Genomic DNA, 15,882 nt, shown 5'->3' with positions numbered 1-15,882 from the left:
CCTGTCGGAGTTAAACTTATCCAAGTGCGGTGTAAAATTTTGAATTTTTTCACCGCACTTGAGCGTACTTTAGCTTTCGCTTATCAGATTATTCTTCGTCTAAGTCGATATTGATACCGAGTGAACGAATTTCTTTCATAATTACGTTGAAAGATTCTGGTGTACCCGGATCCATTTGTTGGTTACCGCTCACGATGTTTTTGTACATCTTCGTACGGCCGTTCACATCATCGGATTTAACGGTAAGCATTTCTTGTAAGGTGTAAGCGGCACCATAAGCTTCAAGCGCCCAAACCTCCATCTCACCGAAACGCTGACCACCGAACTGTGCTTTACCACCCAATGGTTGCTGCGTAACAAGACTATAAGAACCTGTTGAACGCGCGTGCATTTTGTCATCAACTAAGTGGTTCAATTTGAGCATATACATATAACCTACGGTTACTGGACGTTCAAATTTCTCACCTGTGCGACCATCGTATAAGGTGATTTGACCTGAAGTTGGCAATCCACCTAGCTCTAATAAGCCTTTAATTTCTTCTTCGTGCGCACCATCAAATACTGGCGTTGCCAATGGTAAACCTTTGCGTAAGTTTTGCGCTAAACGCATCACTTCTTCATCGGTAAAGGTTGAAAGATCCACTTTTTGTGAACCACCACCTAAGTCATAGGCTTTTTGGATATAACCACGCAATTTCTCAACATCTTGTTTTTGTTTAATCATTGCATTGATTTGATCACCAATTCCTTTCGCCGCTAAACCTAAGTGCGTTTCAAGGATCTGACCGATGTTCATACGCGAAGGTACGCCCAGTGGGTTCAATACGATATCTACTGGCTGACCATTTTCGTCATACGGCATATCTTCAACTGGGTTGATTTTTGAGATAACCCCTTTGTTACCGTGGCGACCTGCCATTTTATCACCCGGTTGGATTTGGCGTTTCACCGCGAGGTACACTTTCACCACTTTCAACACGCCCGGTGCAAGATCATCACCTTGAATGATTTTGCCACGTTTCACTTCGAGTTTATGCTCAAAGTCTTTACGAAGCTCTTCATATTGCTCCGCAAGTTGCTCTAACTGGCTTTGTTTTTCTTCGTCTGAAAGGGTTTGTTCTAACCATTTGGTGCGTTCTAATTGATCTAATTGCGCAGCGTCAATTCCGCCTGAAATCAATAAGTTGCGAACACGAGCAAACAAGCCTGCTTCTAAGATCTCTAATTCTTCCACAAGATCTTTCTTCGCTTGTTTTAACTGCATTTCTTCGATTTCTAAGGCGCGTTTATCTTTTTCTACGCCGTCACGAGTGAACACTTGAACGTCAATAACTGTACCAGATACGCTGTTTGGTACACGTAATGAAGAATCTTTTACATCAGACGCTTTTTCACCAAAGATTGCGCGTAATAATTTTTCTTCTGGGGTTAATTGCGTTTCACCTTTTGGTGTCACTTTACCCACAAGAATATCGCCGCCTTTTACTTCCGCACCGATATACACAATCCCTGATTCATCAAGTTTGCTTAATGCCGCTTCACCTACGTTTGGAATATCTGCAGTGATTTCTTCAGAACCTAATTTAGTATCGCGTGCCACACAAGAAAGCTCTTGAATGTGAATGGTAGTGAAACGATCTTCTTGCACCACACGCTCAGACACTAACATTGAGTCTTCAAAGTTATAACCATTCCAAGGCATAAATGCCACACGCATATTTTGACCGAGGGCAAGTTCACCAAGATCCGTTGATGGCCCGTCCGCAAGGATTTCACCACGTTCAATTGGCTCACCTAATTTCACGCAAGGAATTTGGTTAATACAGGTGTTTTGGTTAGAGCGGGTATATTTCACAAGATTGTAAATATCAATACCTGCTTCACCTGCTACGGTTTCATCTTCATTAACTTTCACCACGATACGTGAAGCATCAACGTATTGGATTGTTCCACCACGTTTTGCTACAACCGCAACACCAGAGTCTAACGCCACCGGTTTTTCCATACCTGTACCGACTAATGGTTTATCCGCACGCAAGGTTGGTACCGCTTGGCGTTGCATGTTCGCCCCCATCAAGGCACGGTTCGCATCATCGTGTTCAAGGAACGGGATAAGTGCGGCTGCCACAGAAACGATTTGTTGGGTCGATACGTCCATATAGTGAATTTCTTCTGGACGGTATAAACCAGACTCACCGTGTTCACCACGACAGGTTACGAAAGTATCGGTAAAACGTAACTCATCATCTAAGTTTGAGTTCGCCTGCGCGATAATATATTTGCCTTCTTCAATGGCCGATAAATATTCAATTTCTTCAGTAACTTGGCCATTTACCACTTTACGATATGGTGTTTCTAAGAAACCATAATCGTTAGTACGCGCATACACCGCTAAAGAGTTGATCAAACCGATGTTTGGACCTTCAGGGGTTTCGATTGGACACACGCGACCATAGTGAGTTGCTTGAACATCTCGCACCTCAAAGCCTGCACGTTCACGGGTTAAACCACCTGGCCCTAAGGCTGAAATACGGCGTTTATGGGTTACTTCTGAAAGCGGGTTATTTTGATCCATAAACTGGGAAAGTTGTGATGAACCAAAGAATTCTTTCACCGCTGCCGAAATTGGTTTGGCATTGATTAAATCTTGTGGTGTAACTGCTTCAAGATCGCCTAAAGAAAGACGCTCTTTCACCGCACGCTCAACACGCACTAAACCAATACGGAATTGGTTTTCTGCCATTTCACCTACTGAACGAATACGGCGGTTACCTAAGTGGTCAATATCATCTACTTCGCCACGACCGTTACGGATATCGATTAATTTACGCATTACATTAACGATATCTTCTTTGCTTAAAATGCCGCTGCCAGTGGTTTCTTCAATGCCTAAAGAGCGGTTGAATTTCATACGACCTACCGCAGATAAATCATAGCGATCTGGTGAGAAGAACAGGTTATCAAATAAACCTTCTGCCGCTTCTTTTGTTGGCGGCTCACCTGGACGCATCATACGATAGATTTCAACCAATGCACTTAAGCGATCAGTAGTTGGATCAACGCGTAAGGTATCTGAAATATATGGGCCGTAGTCTAAATCGTTAGTAAATAGGGTTTCGATCGTTTTGTAACCTGCTTGAGCGAGTTTCGCTAAAATCTCTAGCGTAATTTCGCCATTGGCAGGGCAAATCACTTCGCCAGTTTCAAGATCAACATAATCTTTCGCTGCCACTTTACCCACAATGTATTCTGTTGGCACTTCAACCTGAGTCACATTGTCTTTTTCAAGGGCGCGGATATGACGAGCTGTAATACGGCGACCGACTTCAACATAAGTTTTTCCATTTGCCACAATATCGAAAGTTGCCGTTTCACCACGCAATCTTTCTGGCACTAAGGTCATTAATAATTTGTTATCTTCAATTTGGAAAACGACTTTATCGAAGAATAAGTCTAAAATTTCTTCTGTTGTATAGTTTAATGCACGCAAAATAATGGTTGCCGGCAATTTACGGCGGCGGTCAATACGCGCATATAAGTTATCTTTTGGATCAAACTCAAAATCTAACCAAGAACCACGGTAAGGAATAATACGTGCGTTATAAAGCACTTTTCCTGATGAGTGCGTTTTACCTTTGTCGCTATCAAAGAATACGCCTGGGCTACGGTGTAATTGCGAAACGATTACACGCTCAGTACCATTAATCACAAATGTTCCGTTATCTGTCATTAATGGGATTTCACCCATATAAACTTCTTGTTCTTTAATATCTTTAATTGTGCCTGGCGCGGCATCTTTGTCATAGCTAACAAGACGTAATTTCACACGCAATGGCGCAGCATAAGTGGTGCCGCGAATTTGACATTCACGCACATCAAATACTGGCTCGCCTAAGCGATAGCTCACATATTGTAATTCCGTATTGCCATTGTTGCTGACAATTGGAAATACAGAACGGAATGCGGCTTCTAAGCCTTGCTGACCATCTGGATCTCTTTGGATAAATTTATCGAAAGAATCAAGTTGAATAGTTAATAAATAAGGTACATTTAAAACTTGCGGACGTTTGCCGAAGTCTTTACGAATACGTTTTTTCTCAGTATAGGAGTAACCCATTGGTTTTCCTCAGTAAATTTTAGTGAGACCGAGTTGATATAAAAGAAAAGTGCGGTGATTTTTTCACGCATTTTTATCATATCAATGATGAATCCGTTTTCAGATACCGCACTCTGAACCTTACTTCTGATGAGCGGGTTGCCATCAAACTACCAGAAAACTAGCCTGATTCACGCAACAAAACGGTGATTATTCAGTATATTTTTAATCCAAAAAGGTTTGTGAATTAAAAATGGCTGGATATTATATAAGAATAAATAAATAAAAGTCAAGCAACTAAAAATCATATAAACAAAAACCCCGATATTCCTATCGGGGTTTTTAGAACCAGAATTGGTCGCGGAAAAATCAAAATTATTTGATTTCTACTTGTGCGCCAGCTTCTTCTAATTCTTTCTTAAGTGCTTCAGCTTCAGCTTTCGCTACACCTTCTTTTAAGGTTGCTGGAGCAGATTCAACTAAGTCTTTAGCTTCTTTTAAGCCTAAGCCAGTTGCACCACGTACTGCTTTGATAACTGCTACTTTGTTAGCACCTGCTGCTGCAAGAACTACATCGAATTCAGTTTTTTCTTCTGCTGCACCAGCGTCGCCGCCAGCTGCTACTGCTACTGCAGCCGCTGCTGCTGAAACACCGAATTTTTCTTCCATCGCAGAGATTAATTCTACGATTTCAGTTACTGATTTAGAAGCGATCGCTTCAATAATTTGTTCGTTAGTTAATGACATAACAATCAATTCCTAAAGTAAATAAGTTAAACCTGGTAAGAAACGCTTGGATTAAGCTGCTTCTTGTAATTTGTCGCGTAATGCTGCAAGAGTGCGAACAAGTTTGCCTGCCGCAGCTTCTTTCATTGTACCCATTAAACGTGCAATTGCTTCTTCGTAAGTCGGTAATGTTGCTAAGAATTCAACATCTTGGATCTTACCTTCAAAGGCTGCACCTTTAATTTCAAACTTATCATTTGCTTTTGCAAAATCTTTGAACAAACGTGCTGCTGCACCTGGGTGTTCAGTAGAGAATGCGATAAGTGTTGGACCTACAAACGCATCTTTCAAGCATTCGTAATCAGTGCCTTCAACTGCACGGCGTAATAAAGTGTTACGCACAACACGCATTGAAACACCAGCTTCACGAGCTGCTTTACGTAATTCAGTCATTTTATCAACGGTTACACCACGAGAATCTGCGATAACTGCTGATAGGGCACCTTTGGCTGCTTCATTTACTTCAGCAACAATTGCTTGTTTGTCTTGAAGATTTAATGCCATTGGCTGTTAGCTCCTGATACACTCCGCCTAAGCGGAACTTCTAAAAAATCTCAAAAAATCCACCGCGCTTTTACTGCAAGGCAATTTCTTTTTTGAGGCTAAGGTGTCCAGAAGCAGAAAATTCTGTCTGTCCACCATCTACGCAGGCGTTAAAATTAAGAAATGATTCGCATCATTTCGCCTACGGTCTTGGATGGGGCTTGATAGTAAGCACCATCAAAAATCTACCTAAGCAGATTTAGGTCGGGCATTATAGATATATTTATAATCAATGTAAACAAAAAGTTCTAACCATTAATTTTTATATCTAAATGCCAATCATAAAAAACGGCTTATTCCATTTGATAAGCCGTTTTCAAAACTCAAATTATAGGCTGCTTTGATCTACTGCAACGCCTGCACCTTGAGTGGTAGAAAGACTTACTTTCTTAATAAATACACCTTTCGCAGAAGCAGGTTTTGCTTTTGTTAAGGCGGCTAGTAATGCTTGTAAGTTTTCTTTTAATTGCTCAGGGGTGAAGTCTGCTTTACCGATTGTGGTGTGAATGATACCGTTTTTATCATTGCGGTAACGAACCTGACCAGATTTTGCATTTTTCACTGCTTCAGCAACGTTTGGAGTTACAGTACCCACTTTCGGGTTTGGCATTAAGCCACGTGGCCCTAAGATTTGACCTAACTGACCTACAACACGCATTGCATCAGGAGAAGCGATAACAACATCAAAGTCCATTTCGCCTTTCTTGATTTGCTCTGCTAAATCTTCCATACCCACTAAATCTGCACCCGCTTCTTTCGCAGCTTCTGCGTTAGCACCTTGAGTGAACACAGCAACGCGAACGTTACGACCTGTACCGTTTGGTAACACAGTCGCACCACGAACGTTTTGGTCAGATTTACGTGCATCAATACCTAAATTTACTGCCACATCAACGCTTTCTACGAATTTAGGGCTAGTAAATTGTTTTAATACTGCGATCGCATCATTGATTTCATAAGCTTTGGTTGAATCAACACCCGCTTTGATTGCTTTCATACGTTTGGTTAGTTTAGCCATTGATTAGTCCTCCACTACCAAACCCATTGAACGCGCAGTACCTTCAATAGATTTCATCTTAGTTTCGATTGTTGCACCAGTCATATCCGCTGCTTTAGTTTCTGCGATTTCACGGATTTGTGCTTGAGTTACTTTACCTACTTTATCTTTGTTCGGTTTACCAGAACCAGATTTAATGCCAGCTGCTTTTTTCAATAATACCGCTGCTGGTGGAGTTTTAGTAACAAAAGTGAATGAACGGTCTGCATATACAGTGATCACTACTGGAATCGGTAAACCTTTTTCTAAGCTCTCAGTACGTGCGTTGAATGCTTTACAGAATTCCATAATGTTCACACCTTGTTGACCTAATGCTGGACCAACTGGTGGTGAAGGGTTAGCCATACCTGCTGCAACTTGCAACTTAATATAGGCTTGAACTTTCTTTGCCATTTTAATTTCCTCGTTATGGGTGATAACGCTTTTCAGCTCCCCGTTAATTGAAACACATCAAAGATGCTTTACAAAAAACCACGAGCAAGATGACTTGCTCGTGATAGACTGCGAATTATACAATAACTTTAAGCAGAGTTACAACAAAAATATTAGAAATAACCTTTGCTATTATACATTCCAGCACTAATTCCATTTAACCCAATTTGAATCACCCCATGCTTATATAATACTCTCTCAAAATCAAATAATAATGCACTTGCAAATTTAGACTCAAGATAATCGCCTTTAATTACCATATTAAAATTCATTGCATTTAATATACTACCATTAACTGAGAATTGCATAATTATCTCTGGATCTTTTTTCAATAAATTCAAAAGCTGGTAATTAGGATAAATCCTAAACTTACCATCCTCTTTCATAATTCTAACTCTGTGCCCTTCACCTCTACAATCTGTGGCTTCAAGATAAGTGGCTGTGTCAGTCCATTTATTAGTTATCGTAGAAAAAATTGTCCCTAAAAATCCCATAATGACCTCTATGTAATACATGATTAATGAGATTATATGATATACTCTTATAACCATAGACAACACCAACTCAAAGTATTAAATTTGACCGTATTAGTAAGAAAAATTCAACTTAAGAGAGATAAATATGAAAATCCACGAAACAGTAAGGACAATGCGAGAAATCAACCAATTCACCCAAGAAGAAATGGCTGAGAAGTTGGGAATTTCACTGAATGGATATTCGAAACTGGAACGCGGCATTTCAAAATTAAGCCTAGAAAAATTAGAAAAGATTGCTGAAATTTTTCACATTAACGTTTCTGAATTATACTCTGCAACAGAAAAAGGATTTTTTTGTTTATTCAGCGAAAATAGCCAAAATAATTCTGTATATTATGCAAACAGCGATGCCGTTGCACAAGAAAATGAAAAACTCAAGCTTATCATCACACACAAGGAAGAACTGCTAAAACAAAAAGAGAAAGAGATTAAACAATTAGAAGAAATTATCCTATTATTGAAAAAAGAATAAAACAATACCTTTATTTCTTTAAAATACGGTCATTTTTTCTTTAAAAAACATTCCCAAGAGACTAGATTTCTTTATTACTTTTAGAGGTGGTACTCTTTTGCTAAGCTCATAATCACCACCTGAACAGTTTTCTGCTTCAAACAAAACATAACAATATTGTCTTTTAGAGATTATAAATCTTCCTCCTCACACTATTCCATTTTTCAGAATGTCATCTTTTATCAAGAAAGAAGAAGGACAGCTTCCACAAAAAATAGTTTCAAATATTTTTATTCTGTTCAAAATGATAAAAACCAAATAAAAAAGGTAAGCATTGCTTACCTTTTTGTACACTAATTATTTTTCTCTACTTGTCCAAACTCTAACTCAACAGGTGTTGCACGACCAAAGATTGAAACAGAAACTTTTAGGCGACCTTTATCGTAATCGACCTCTTCCACTATTCCGTTAAAGTCAGCAAATGGACCTTCTTTAACGCGTACATCTTCACCCGGTTGGAATACGGTTCTTGGTTTCGGCTTATCAGAATTTTGCTCAAGGCGATTTAAGATAATATCTGCTTCGCGATTGCTGATCGGAGCAGGTTTATCTGGCGTACCGCCGATAAAGCCCATTACACGTGGCACACTGCGCACCAACTGCCAAGTGTAATCATTCATTTCCATTTGTACTAATACATAGCCTGGGAAATATTTACGTTCACTTTTACGGCGTTTACCACCAACATTCTCAACCACTTCTTCTGTCGGCACAAGCACTTCACCAAATTGCTCTTCCATTTGGTGCAATTTAATATATTCGCGTAATGTTGCTGCTACACGGCCTTCAAAGCCAGAAAATGCTTGTAACACATACCAGCGTTTTTTTGGAGTATTCTCTGTCATCTTAGAACCTCAAATTTGTTAAGAAATTAATTACAGAAACAATAATAGAATCAAGCCCCCACAAAATTAGGGAAACAATCATTGTAACAGCCATTACAATCAAGGTTGTTTGCATCGCCTCAGAACGTGTTGGCCATACAATTTTTCTTAATTCTGTTCTAGAGTCTTTTAAAAAGGCTCGTGCTTTTGTTCCTTGGTTAGTAATTGCTAAAATTCCCAAAGCAACAAGTAATAAGATCACTACCGCAACCACACGGATTGGAGTAGAAAATTGATCTGCAAAATAAATATTTCCCACTGCTGCAACGGCAATAATAACAATGCCGAGTAGCCATAAAAAGGTATTTAGTCCTTTCGATTTTTGAAGATGTTCCGCTTGTTCAGCGTGTTTCTTTTTATCAATATTTGACGCCATAATTGTATCCATTATTCAATTAAAATCGGGATGCTGTTTTGAACGGGGAATTGTAGCATTTTCTTATTTTGTTGCCTATTAAAAATAAGAGAAATTTTCGTGATTTCATACAATAAGGACAGAAATCTACACGAAGAAAAAATCCCTAAAATTTATACCGCACTTTATTTATTCTTTTATAACAAAAGTGCGGGCATTTTTTCCAGATTTTTCATTCAAAAATCCAAGTAAAACAAAAGGGCATCTTTCGATGCCCTCTCTTAGCTTTTAGCTTTCTAGTGTTACCTAGCAATCATCATTATTTGATGATTTTCGCTACAACACCCGCACCTACTGTACGTCCACCTTCACGAATCGCAAAGCGTAAACCTTGGTCCATCGCGATTGGGTGAATTAAGCTTACGGTCATTTTGATGTTATCGCCTGGCATTACCATTTCCACGCCTTCTGGTAACTCGATTGTACCTGTTACGTCAGTTGTACGGAAATAGAATTGTGGACGGTAACCTTTGAAGAATGGAGTGTGACGACCACCTTCTTCTTTTGATAATACGTAAACTTCTGATTCGAAGTCTGTGTGTGGTGTGATTGAACCTGGTTTCGCTAATACTTGACCACGTTCGATTTCTTCACGTTTTGTACCACGTAATAATGCACCGATGTTTTCACCTGCACGACCTTCGTCAAGTAATTTACGGAACATTTCAACACCTGTTACGGTAGTTTTCGCAGTTTCTTTGATACCTACGATTTCTACTTCATCACCAGTGCGGATAATACCACGCTCTACACGGCCTGTTACTACTGTACCACGACCTGAGATTGAGAATACGTCTTCGATTGGTAATAAGAATGGTTGGTCAATCGCACGCTCTGGCTCTGGAATGTATGTGTCTAAGTGGTTTGCTAACTCAAGGATTTTTTCTTCCCATTGCGCATCGCCTTCTAACGCTTTTAACGCTGAACCACGTACGATTGGTGTATCATCACCTGGGAAATCATATTGAGAAAGAAGTTCACGCACTTCCATTTCTACTAATTCTAATAACTCTTCGTCATCTACCATATCGCATTTGTTTAAGAATACGATGATGTATGGTACACCTACTTGGCGACCTAATAAGATGTGCTCACGAGTTTGTGGCATTGGGCCGTCTGTCGCTGCTACTACTAAGATTGCACCGTCCATTTGCGCCGCACCAGTAATCATGTTTTTAACATAGTCCGCGTGTCCCGGGCAGTCAACGTGTGCGTAGTGACGTGTTGGAGTATCATATTCAACGTGTGAGGTGTTGATGGTGATACCACGCGCTTTTTCTTCTGGCGCGTTATCGATTTGGTCAAATGCGCGTGCCGCACCACCGTAGTGTTTCGCTAATACTGTGGTGATTGCTGCTGTTAAAGTTGTTTTACCATGGTCAACGTGGCCGATTGTACCCACGTTTACATGCGGTTTTGTACGTTCAAATTTTTCTTTAGACATTGCTAATGTTTCCTTTATGTGAAATTTCGTAGCACCTTGAGATGCTACGAAGTTTTATTGAATCAAAAATTATTTTTTACGTGCTTCAATTACTGCAGCTGCAACACTTGAAGGTGCTTCAGCATATTTCAATGGTTCCATTGAGTATGATGCACGACCTTGAGTTTGTGAACGAAGATCTGTTGCATAACCAAACATTTCAGAAAGTGGAACTTCTGCATTGATTTTAACAACAAATTCGCTTGCTTCTTGGCCATTTACCATAGCACGACGACGGCTTAAATCACCAATTACATCACCCACATACTCTGGTGGAGTTTCAACTTCCACTTTCATAATTGGCTCAAGTAATACTGGGTTTGCTTTGCTAAACGCTGCTTTAAATGCTAATGATGCAGCAAGTTTAAATGCTAACTCAGATGAGTCCACATCGTGGTATGAACCGAAGTGTAAACGAACACCGATATCAACCACTGGGTAACCCGCTAATGGACCAGATTTAAGTTGTTCTTGGATACCTTTATCAACCGCAGGGATATATTCACCAGGAATTACACCACCTTTGATTTCGTTGATAAATTCGTAACCTGGACCTTCTGGATCTAATGGGTACAAGTCGATAACAACGTGACCATATTGACCGCGACCACCAGATTGTTTTGCGTGTTTACCTTCAACATCGTTCACACGAGTACGGATAGTTTCACGGTAAGACACTTGTGGTTTACCGATATTCGCTTCCACTTTAAACTCACGTTTCATACGGTCAACGATAATGTCTAAGTGTAACTCACCCATACCTGAAATAATGGTTTCACCTGATTCTTCATCAGTGTGAACACGGAATGAAGGGTCTTCTTGTGCAAGACGACCTAATGCCAAGCCCATTTTCTCTTGGTCTGCTTTGGTTTTTGGTTCTACCGCAACAGAGATTACTGGCTCAGGGAATTCCATACGCTCAAGGATAATTGGCGCATCGATAGCACATAATGTATCACCTGTACCAACATCTTTTAAGCCGATTGCTGCTGCGATGTCTCCCGCACGAACTTCTTTGATCTCTTCACGTTTGTTTGCATGCATTTGAACGATACGACCAAAACGCTCACGTTTATCTTTTACCGAGTTCAATACTGTCGCACCAGACTCAACCACACCAGAATATACACGGAAGAAGGTTAAGTTACCTACAAATGGGTCAGTTGCAATTTTGAATGCAAGTGCTGCAAATGGTTCATTATCATCTGCGTGACGCTCACCTTCAGTTTCATCAGGGTTGATCCCTTTGATTGAAGCGATGTCTGTTGGTGCTGGTAAGTAATCAATTACCGCATCAAGCATTGCTTGAACACCTTTATTTTTGAACGCTGAGCCACAAGTTACAAGAATGATCTCAGTATCTAACGCACGTTGACGTAACGCACCTTTGATTTCTTCTTCAGTTAAATCTTCACCACCAAGGTATTTTTCCATTAACTCTTCTGAAGCTTCTGCAGCTGCTTCAACAAGGTTTTGGTGCCATTCTTCACATAATTCAACCATATCTGCAGGAATATCGTCATAGGTAAATGTCATACCTTGATCCGCTTCATTCCAGTTGATTGCTTTCATTTTGATTAAGTCAACAACACCTTTGAAGTTTTCTTCTGCGCCGATTGGAAGTTGTAAAGGAACAGCATTACCACCTAAACGAGTTTTTATTTGCTCAACAACGCGTAGGAAGTTTGCACCAGTACGGTCCATTTTATTTACGAACGCGATACGAGGTACTTTATATTTATTTGCTTGACGCCATACAGTTTCAGACTGAGGTTGAACCCCACCTACTGCACAGTAAACCATTACCGCACCATCAAGAACACGCATTGAACGTTCTACTTCGATAGTAAAGTCAACGTGTCCCGGAGTATCGATAACGTTGATACGGTGTTGTGGATATTGCTGAGACATACCAGACCAGAAAGCCGTTGTTGCCGCAGAAGTAATGGTAATACCACGCTCTTGTTCTTGTTCCATCCAGTCCATGGTAGCTGCACCATCATGCACCTCACCAATTTTGTGACTAACACCTGTATAGAATAGAATACGCTCTGTGGTTGTTGTTTTACCAGCATCAATGTGAGCACTAATACCGATATTACGATAGCGCTCAATAGGAGTTACACGAGCCATTATTATTTCCTTGTTTGGAATTCAATAAATTAAAATTTTAAATATGGATAAGGCTTCACCGCATAGCAAAATGTGATGAAGCCTAAAAATCGTTTGATTAACTGATTACCAACGGTAATGAGCAAACGCTTTGTTAGCTTCAGCCATACGGTGAACGTCTTCACGTTTTTTCACTGCTGCACCTTTGTTTTCTGATGCATCAGATAATTCGTTTGCTAAACGTAAAGCCATTGATTTATCACCACGTTTACGTGCTGCTTCAACGATCCAACGCATACCTAATGCGTTACGACGAGCTGGGCGCACTTCAACTGGCACTTGATAAGTAGAACCACCAACACGGCGAGATTTAACCTCAACGGTTGGACGTACGTTTTCTAGTGCGATTTCAAATGCTTCTAAAGCTTCTTTACCTGTACGTTGAGCTAAGGTATCTAACGCACCATAAACGATTGATTCTGCGATAGATTTTTTACCATCTACCATTAATACATTAATAAATTTCGCAAGTAATTCTGATCCGAACTTTGGATCTGGAAGAATTTTGCGTGGTTCAATACGACGACGACGTGGCATTGCAATTTCTCCGTTTTTTAATCTTCAGGATTATCCAAAACTCTTTGTGTAAGAGATCTTACGTTTACTGGAGTTTATGATAATTATTTAATTTAATTAGCGTTTGGCCTTACTTAACGGAGAACCATTAAGCTTTAGGACGTTTAACGCCGTATTTAGAACGACCTTGTTTACGATCTTTAACGCCGGCACAGTCTAATGCACCACGCACAGTGTGATAACGCACACCTGGTAAATCTTTAACACGACCGCCACGGATAAGCACAACGCTGTGCTCTTGAAGGTTATGACCTTCACCGCCGATATAAGAAGTTACTTCGTAACCATTTGTTAAACGAATACGGCACACTTTACGTAATGCTGAGTTCGGTTTTTTAGGTGTAGTTGTGTACACACGAGTACACACGCCACGTTTCTGCGGGCAAGCCTCTAATGCAGGAACGTTGCTTTTTACAACCTTTTTCACACGCGGTTTGCGTACTAATTGGTTGATAGTTGCCATTAAAAAAGCTCCAGTTTAATAGTTGTTATTCATAAAAGAATGTTTACTTTTTGTTCTACCTTAGAATAGATAGACGCCGAATTTTAATCTTGGGCACTAAGAATGTCAAGTCATAGAACAGGCAAAGGACAAAGTCTTTGTCTGATTATTAATTTGCTTACAACCCCACCTGCGGGAAATACCGCTCGGTCAACACCACAAAATCTTGCAGAGAAATCAACCGCACTTTGCTTTTATTATTTTCATCGCAATTAACAAAGTGCGGTGCAATTTCTTGTAGATTTCTGGCGTAGATGTCGTTTTCTAGCGCATAGCAAGGCACGGCGAGTTGGGTGAAAAGTTCTTGGTGTTTGAAGGGAAGTAGCACGCCGTCTTGCCATAGCACAAGGCAATCTTGTTCAGTAAAATTCTCAAAATAGCGAGCGAGGGTTTGGCTGTCGTAATCGGCTTTGGCAAAGGTATAAAGCATCATCATTTCCTGCAAAAAGAATGAAAAAGTGCGCTAAAAAGTCAGCACTTTTTCTGCTTGTTGTAATTTTTCCATTAACGCCGCGCGGGGCAATATTTCGCAATCCAATAGCCAATTTGCTTTTTCAAGGTGTAAGGCTTGTACGGATTGTTGGCACAGGTAACGCTGTTCGATGTCGTATAATTCCAGTAATTTGAAAGGCTGGCTAACATTTTTCTGTAAGATTTTTTCGCTTTGTTGACTGGCGATGAGATTGAAAACCCCGTCATCAAGAAAAAAGACCGCAATTTCGCTTTCATCACAAAAGGCGGTGGCAGCAAGGAGTGCATCTAAGCCCTCACGGCTAGCGGCCGTGCCATAAGGCGGTTGGGTAAACACAAAAGCCAGTTTAATCATAGGGTTATCACTCGATCTGCTTGCAACACGGCTTGGCTAAATTCGCCCAATCCTGCTAACACAAAGCCTTTTGCCAGATTATTTTGCTGTTTATCTTTGCTCGTTAAAGCGTCCACCACGCCACGGCGTTGCGAAGCTGCGATGCAAAGATGCAAAGGGATATGGTGCTGCTCACTCAAGGCTTGCCAATGTTGTTGCAAATTAAACTCGTCATTAGCAGGACACACAAAACCGTTGCCGTTACTTACGCCATTTTGCATAAAAAAAACTTGGCTAATTTGATGCCCCTTTTCAAGCAAGGCGTGGGCAAGTTGATAGGCTAAAAATGCCCCTTGCGAGCCATAAACAGGCTGTTTTACTGTAATCACATAGCGCATTATTTCATCTCGTCTTGCTTGATTTGGCGAATATACAAATACACCGTATGGCGTGAAATATCCAGCCGCTCAGCCACTAGGTTGATGGCATCTTTGATGTCAAAAATGCCTTTTTCATAGAGCGAAAGCACAATTTGGCGATTTTTATTATTGTTTGCCACCAAGCGATCGGCGGTGATCTCTTGCACCGTTTGTTCGATGGTTTGGCTAACCAGTTCTTCCACCGAGCTGGCAAAATTCACTTCAGAAGCAGATTGTTGCTCCGCAGGCGGCATAAGGGCTTGGATAAATTGGGTTACCGGCACATCTAAATTAATATTAATGCACAGCAAACCAATAATGCGTTTTTCTTGATTGCGAATGGCGATGGTGACGGATTTCATCAACGCCGTGCCTTTTGCGCGGGTAAAATAAGGCTTGGAAACATTCTCCGTTTGCATTGTTTTGAGCGATTTCAAGGCAAAATCGGTGATTGGCGATCCCACTTTGCGGTGGGTGTTATGCCCGTTGGCAATGCAAATGGCAGAATGTTCAAAATCTTCGAGAGAATGCAGTACGATTTCGCAATGACTGCCGATTAAGGCACTCACGCCGTCCACCACCGCCACATAGGAATTTAAAATCGCACGATCTTCATCAGTAAAAGGGCGTCTATCCGTTAGCATTGGGTTTATCTCAAAATGATG

17 protein-coding genes are annotated in these 15,882 nt (G+C 40.6%); 1 reads left to right on the top strand and 16 read right to left on the bottom strand.

Annotated elements, in window-relative coordinates; translation table 11 throughout:
- Window positions 1–88: 88 nt before the first annotated feature.
- From rpoB to ELZ61_RS02210, 6 genes are all read right to left on the bottom strand, one after another.
- Complete coding sequence (gene rpoB / locus ELZ61_RS02235; RefSeq protein ID WP_126371130.1) at window positions 89–4,117, bottom strand: DNA-directed RNA polymerase subunit beta; 4,029 nt, start codon at window positions 4,115–4,117, stop codon at window positions 89–91.
- Window positions 4,118–4,471: 354 nt separating this feature from the next.
- Window positions 4,472–4,843: a 50S ribosomal protein L7/L12 gene (rplL, locus tag ELZ61_RS02230; protein WP_103854416.1), complete on the bottom strand. Its 372-nt coding sequence runs from the start codon at window positions 4,841–4,843 to the stop codon at window positions 4,472–4,474.
- Between the two features lie 51 nt (window positions 4,844–4,894).
- Window positions 4,895–5,386, bottom strand: coding sequence for a 50S ribosomal protein L10 (gene rplJ, locus ELZ61_RS02225; protein ID WP_103854415.1), 492 nt, complete (start codon window positions 5,384–5,386; stop codon window positions 4,895–4,897).
- A gap of 367 nt (window positions 5,387–5,753) precedes the next feature.
- Window positions 5,754–6,443: a 50S ribosomal protein L1 gene (gene rplA / locus ELZ61_RS02220; protein WP_103854986.1), complete on the bottom strand. Its 690-nt coding sequence runs from the start codon at window positions 6,441–6,443 to the stop codon at window positions 5,754–5,756.
- Between the two features lie 3 nt (window positions 6,444–6,446).
- Window positions 6,447–6,875 (bottom strand): 50S ribosomal protein L11, encoded by a 429-nt coding sequence (gene rplK / locus ELZ61_RS02215; RefSeq protein ID WP_103854413.1) that lies wholly within the window; start codon window positions 6,873–6,875, stop codon window positions 6,447–6,449.
- 152 nt (window positions 6,876–7,027) lie between these two features.
- Window positions 7,028–7,408: a hypothetical protein gene (locus ELZ61_RS02210; RefSeq protein WP_126371128.1), complete on the bottom strand. Its 381-nt coding sequence runs from the start codon at window positions 7,406–7,408 to the stop codon at window positions 7,028–7,030.
- A gap of 127 nt (window positions 7,409–7,535) precedes the next feature.
- Between ELZ61_RS02210 and ELZ61_RS02205 the strand changes: the two genes are divergently transcribed.
- A complete protein-coding gene (locus tag ELZ61_RS02205; protein ID WP_126371126.1) occupies window positions 7,536–7,922 on the top strand; it encodes a helix-turn-helix domain-containing protein in 387 nt (128 codons plus the stop codon).
- A gap of 332 nt (window positions 7,923–8,254) precedes the next feature.
- Here ELZ61_RS02205 and nusG read toward each other — a convergent pair whose 3' ends face one another.
- The 10 genes from nusG to ELZ61_RS02155 all read right to left on the bottom strand — a co-directional run bounded on the left by nusG (window position 8,255) and on the right by ELZ61_RS02155 (window position 15,861).
- Entirely contained in the window at window positions 8,255–8,806 is a 552-nt protein-coding gene (gene nusG / locus ELZ61_RS02200; protein WP_126371124.1) for a transcription termination/antitermination protein NusG, read from the bottom strand.
- Between the two features lies 1 nt (window position 8,807).
- Window positions 8,808–9,221, bottom strand: a complete 414-nt coding sequence (gene secE, locus ELZ61_RS02195) for a preprotein translocase subunit SecE (RefSeq protein WP_103854411.1) — start codon at window positions 9,219–9,221, stop codon at window positions 8,808–8,810.
- Window positions 9,222–9,519: 298 nt separating this feature from the next.
- Entirely contained in the window at window positions 9,520–10,704 is a 1,185-nt protein-coding gene (tuf, locus tag ELZ61_RS02190; RefSeq protein WP_046097610.1) for an elongation factor Tu, read from the bottom strand.
- 69 nt (window positions 10,705–10,773) lie between these two features.
- Window positions 10,774–12,876 (bottom strand): elongation factor G, encoded by a 2,103-nt coding sequence (gene fusA, locus ELZ61_RS02185; RefSeq protein WP_126371122.1) that lies wholly within the window; start codon window positions 12,874–12,876, stop codon window positions 10,774–10,776.
- A gap of 105 nt (window positions 12,877–12,981) precedes the next feature.
- Entirely contained in the window at window positions 12,982–13,452 is a 471-nt protein-coding gene (gene rpsG / locus ELZ61_RS02180; protein WP_126371119.1) for a 30S ribosomal protein S7, read from the bottom strand.
- 127 nt (window positions 13,453–13,579) lie between these two features.
- Complete coding sequence (gene rpsL / locus ELZ61_RS02175; protein ID WP_013745731.1) at window positions 13,580–13,954, bottom strand: 30S ribosomal protein S12; 375 nt, start codon at window positions 13,952–13,954, stop codon at window positions 13,580–13,582.
- A gap of 157 nt (window positions 13,955–14,111) precedes the next feature.
- Window positions 14,112–14,429 carry a DsrH/TusB family sulfur relay protein gene (locus ELZ61_RS02170; RefSeq protein WP_241969716.1) on the bottom strand — a complete coding sequence of 106 codons (318 nt, stop codon included), beginning with the start codon at window positions 14,427–14,429 and terminating at the stop codon, window positions 14,112–14,114.
- Between the two features lie 27 nt (window positions 14,430–14,456).
- Window positions 14,457–14,819, bottom strand: a complete 363-nt coding sequence (tusC, locus tag ELZ61_RS02165; RefSeq protein WP_126371117.1) for a sulfurtransferase complex subunit TusC — start codon at window positions 14,817–14,819, stop codon at window positions 14,457–14,459.
- The gene (gene tusD / locus ELZ61_RS02160) at window positions 14,816–15,196 is read right to left on the bottom strand and encodes a sulfurtransferase complex subunit TusD (protein ID WP_126371115.1); all 381 of its coding nucleotides are present in this window, start codon (window positions 15,194–15,196) and stop codon (window positions 14,816–14,818) included. Before tusD ends, tusC begins: the two co-directional genes overlap by 4 nt.
- The gene (locus ELZ61_RS02155) at window positions 15,196–15,861 is read right to left on the bottom strand and encodes a helix-turn-helix transcriptional regulator (protein ID WP_115248826.1); all 666 of its coding nucleotides are present in this window, start codon (window positions 15,859–15,861) and stop codon (window positions 15,196–15,198) included. Before ELZ61_RS02155 ends, tusD begins: the two co-directional genes overlap by 1 nt.
- Between the last annotated feature and the right edge of the window lie 21 nt (window positions 15,862–15,882).

The sequence above is a fragment of the Avibacterium volantium genome (assembly GCF_900635775.1).
GTDB classification, from domain to species: Bacteria; Pseudomonadota; Gammaproteobacteria; order Enterobacterales; family Pasteurellaceae; genus Avibacterium; species Avibacterium volantium.
The sequence above is the reverse complement of the archived record's forward strand: the minus strand, read 5'-3'. Positions and strand labels throughout refer to the sequence as shown.

Excerpts from the sequence above, each read along its gene's own strand:
- rpsL (WP_013745731.1), bottom strand. The coding sequence starts at position 13,954 with ATGGCAACTATCAACCAATTAGTACGCAAACCGCGTGTGAAAAAGGTT.
- fusA (WP_126371122.1), bottom strand. The coding sequence starts at position 12,876 with ATGGCTCGTGTAACTCCTATTGAGCGCTATCGTAATATCGGTATTAGT.
- ELZ61_RS02170 (WP_241969716.1), bottom strand. The coding sequence starts at position 14,429 with ATGATGATGCTTTATACCTTTGCCAAAGCCGATTACGACAGCCAAACC.
- ELZ61_RS02155 (WP_115248826.1), bottom strand. The coding sequence starts at position 15,861 with ATGCTAACGGATAGACGCCCTTTTACTGATGAAGATCGTGCGATTTTA.
- rpsG (WP_126371119.1), bottom strand. The coding sequence starts at position 13,452 with ATGCCACGTCGTCGTCGTATTGAACCACGCAAAATTCTTCCAGATCCA.
- rplK (WP_103854413.1), bottom strand. The coding sequence starts at position 6,875 with ATGGCAAAGAAAGTTCAAGCCTATATTAAGTTGCAAGTTGCAGCAGGT.
- rplJ (WP_103854415.1), bottom strand. The coding sequence starts at position 5,386 with ATGGCATTAAATCTTCAAGACAAACAAGCAATTGTTGCTGAAGTAAAT.
- secE (WP_103854411.1), bottom strand. The coding sequence starts at position 9,221 with ATGGCGTCAAATATTGATAAAAAGAAACACGCTGAACAAGCGGAACAT.
- tusC (WP_126371117.1), bottom strand. The coding sequence starts at position 14,819 with ATGATTAAACTGGCTTTTGTGTTTACCCAACCGCCTTATGGCACGGCC.
- rplL (WP_103854416.1), bottom strand. The coding sequence starts at position 4,843 with ATGTCATTAACTAACGAACAAATTATTGAAGCGATCGCTTCTAAATCA.
- tuf (WP_046097610.1), bottom strand. The coding sequence starts at position 10,704 with ATGTCTAAAGAAAAATTTGAACGTACAAAACCGCATGTAAACGTGGGT.
- nusG (WP_126371124.1), bottom strand. The coding sequence starts at position 8,806 with ATGACAGAGAATACTCCAAAAAAACGCTGGTATGTGTTACAAGCATTT.
- ELZ61_RS02210 (WP_126371128.1), bottom strand. The coding sequence starts at position 7,408 with ATGGGATTTTTAGGGACAATTTTTTCTACGATAACTAATAAATGGACT.
- ELZ61_RS02205 (WP_126371126.1), top strand. The coding sequence starts at position 7,536 with ATGAAAATCCACGAAACAGTAAGGACAATGCGAGAAATCAACCAATTC.
- rplA (WP_103854986.1), bottom strand. The coding sequence starts at position 6,443 with ATGGCTAAACTAACCAAACGTATGAAAGCAATCAAAGCGGGTGTTGAT.
- tusD (WP_126371115.1), bottom strand. The coding sequence starts at position 15,196 with ATGCGCTATGTGATTACAGTAAAACAGCCTGTTTATGGCTCGCAAGGG.
- rpoB (WP_126371130.1), bottom strand. The coding sequence starts at position 4,117 with ATGGGTTACTCCTATACTGAGAAAAAACGTATTCGTAAAGACTTCGGC.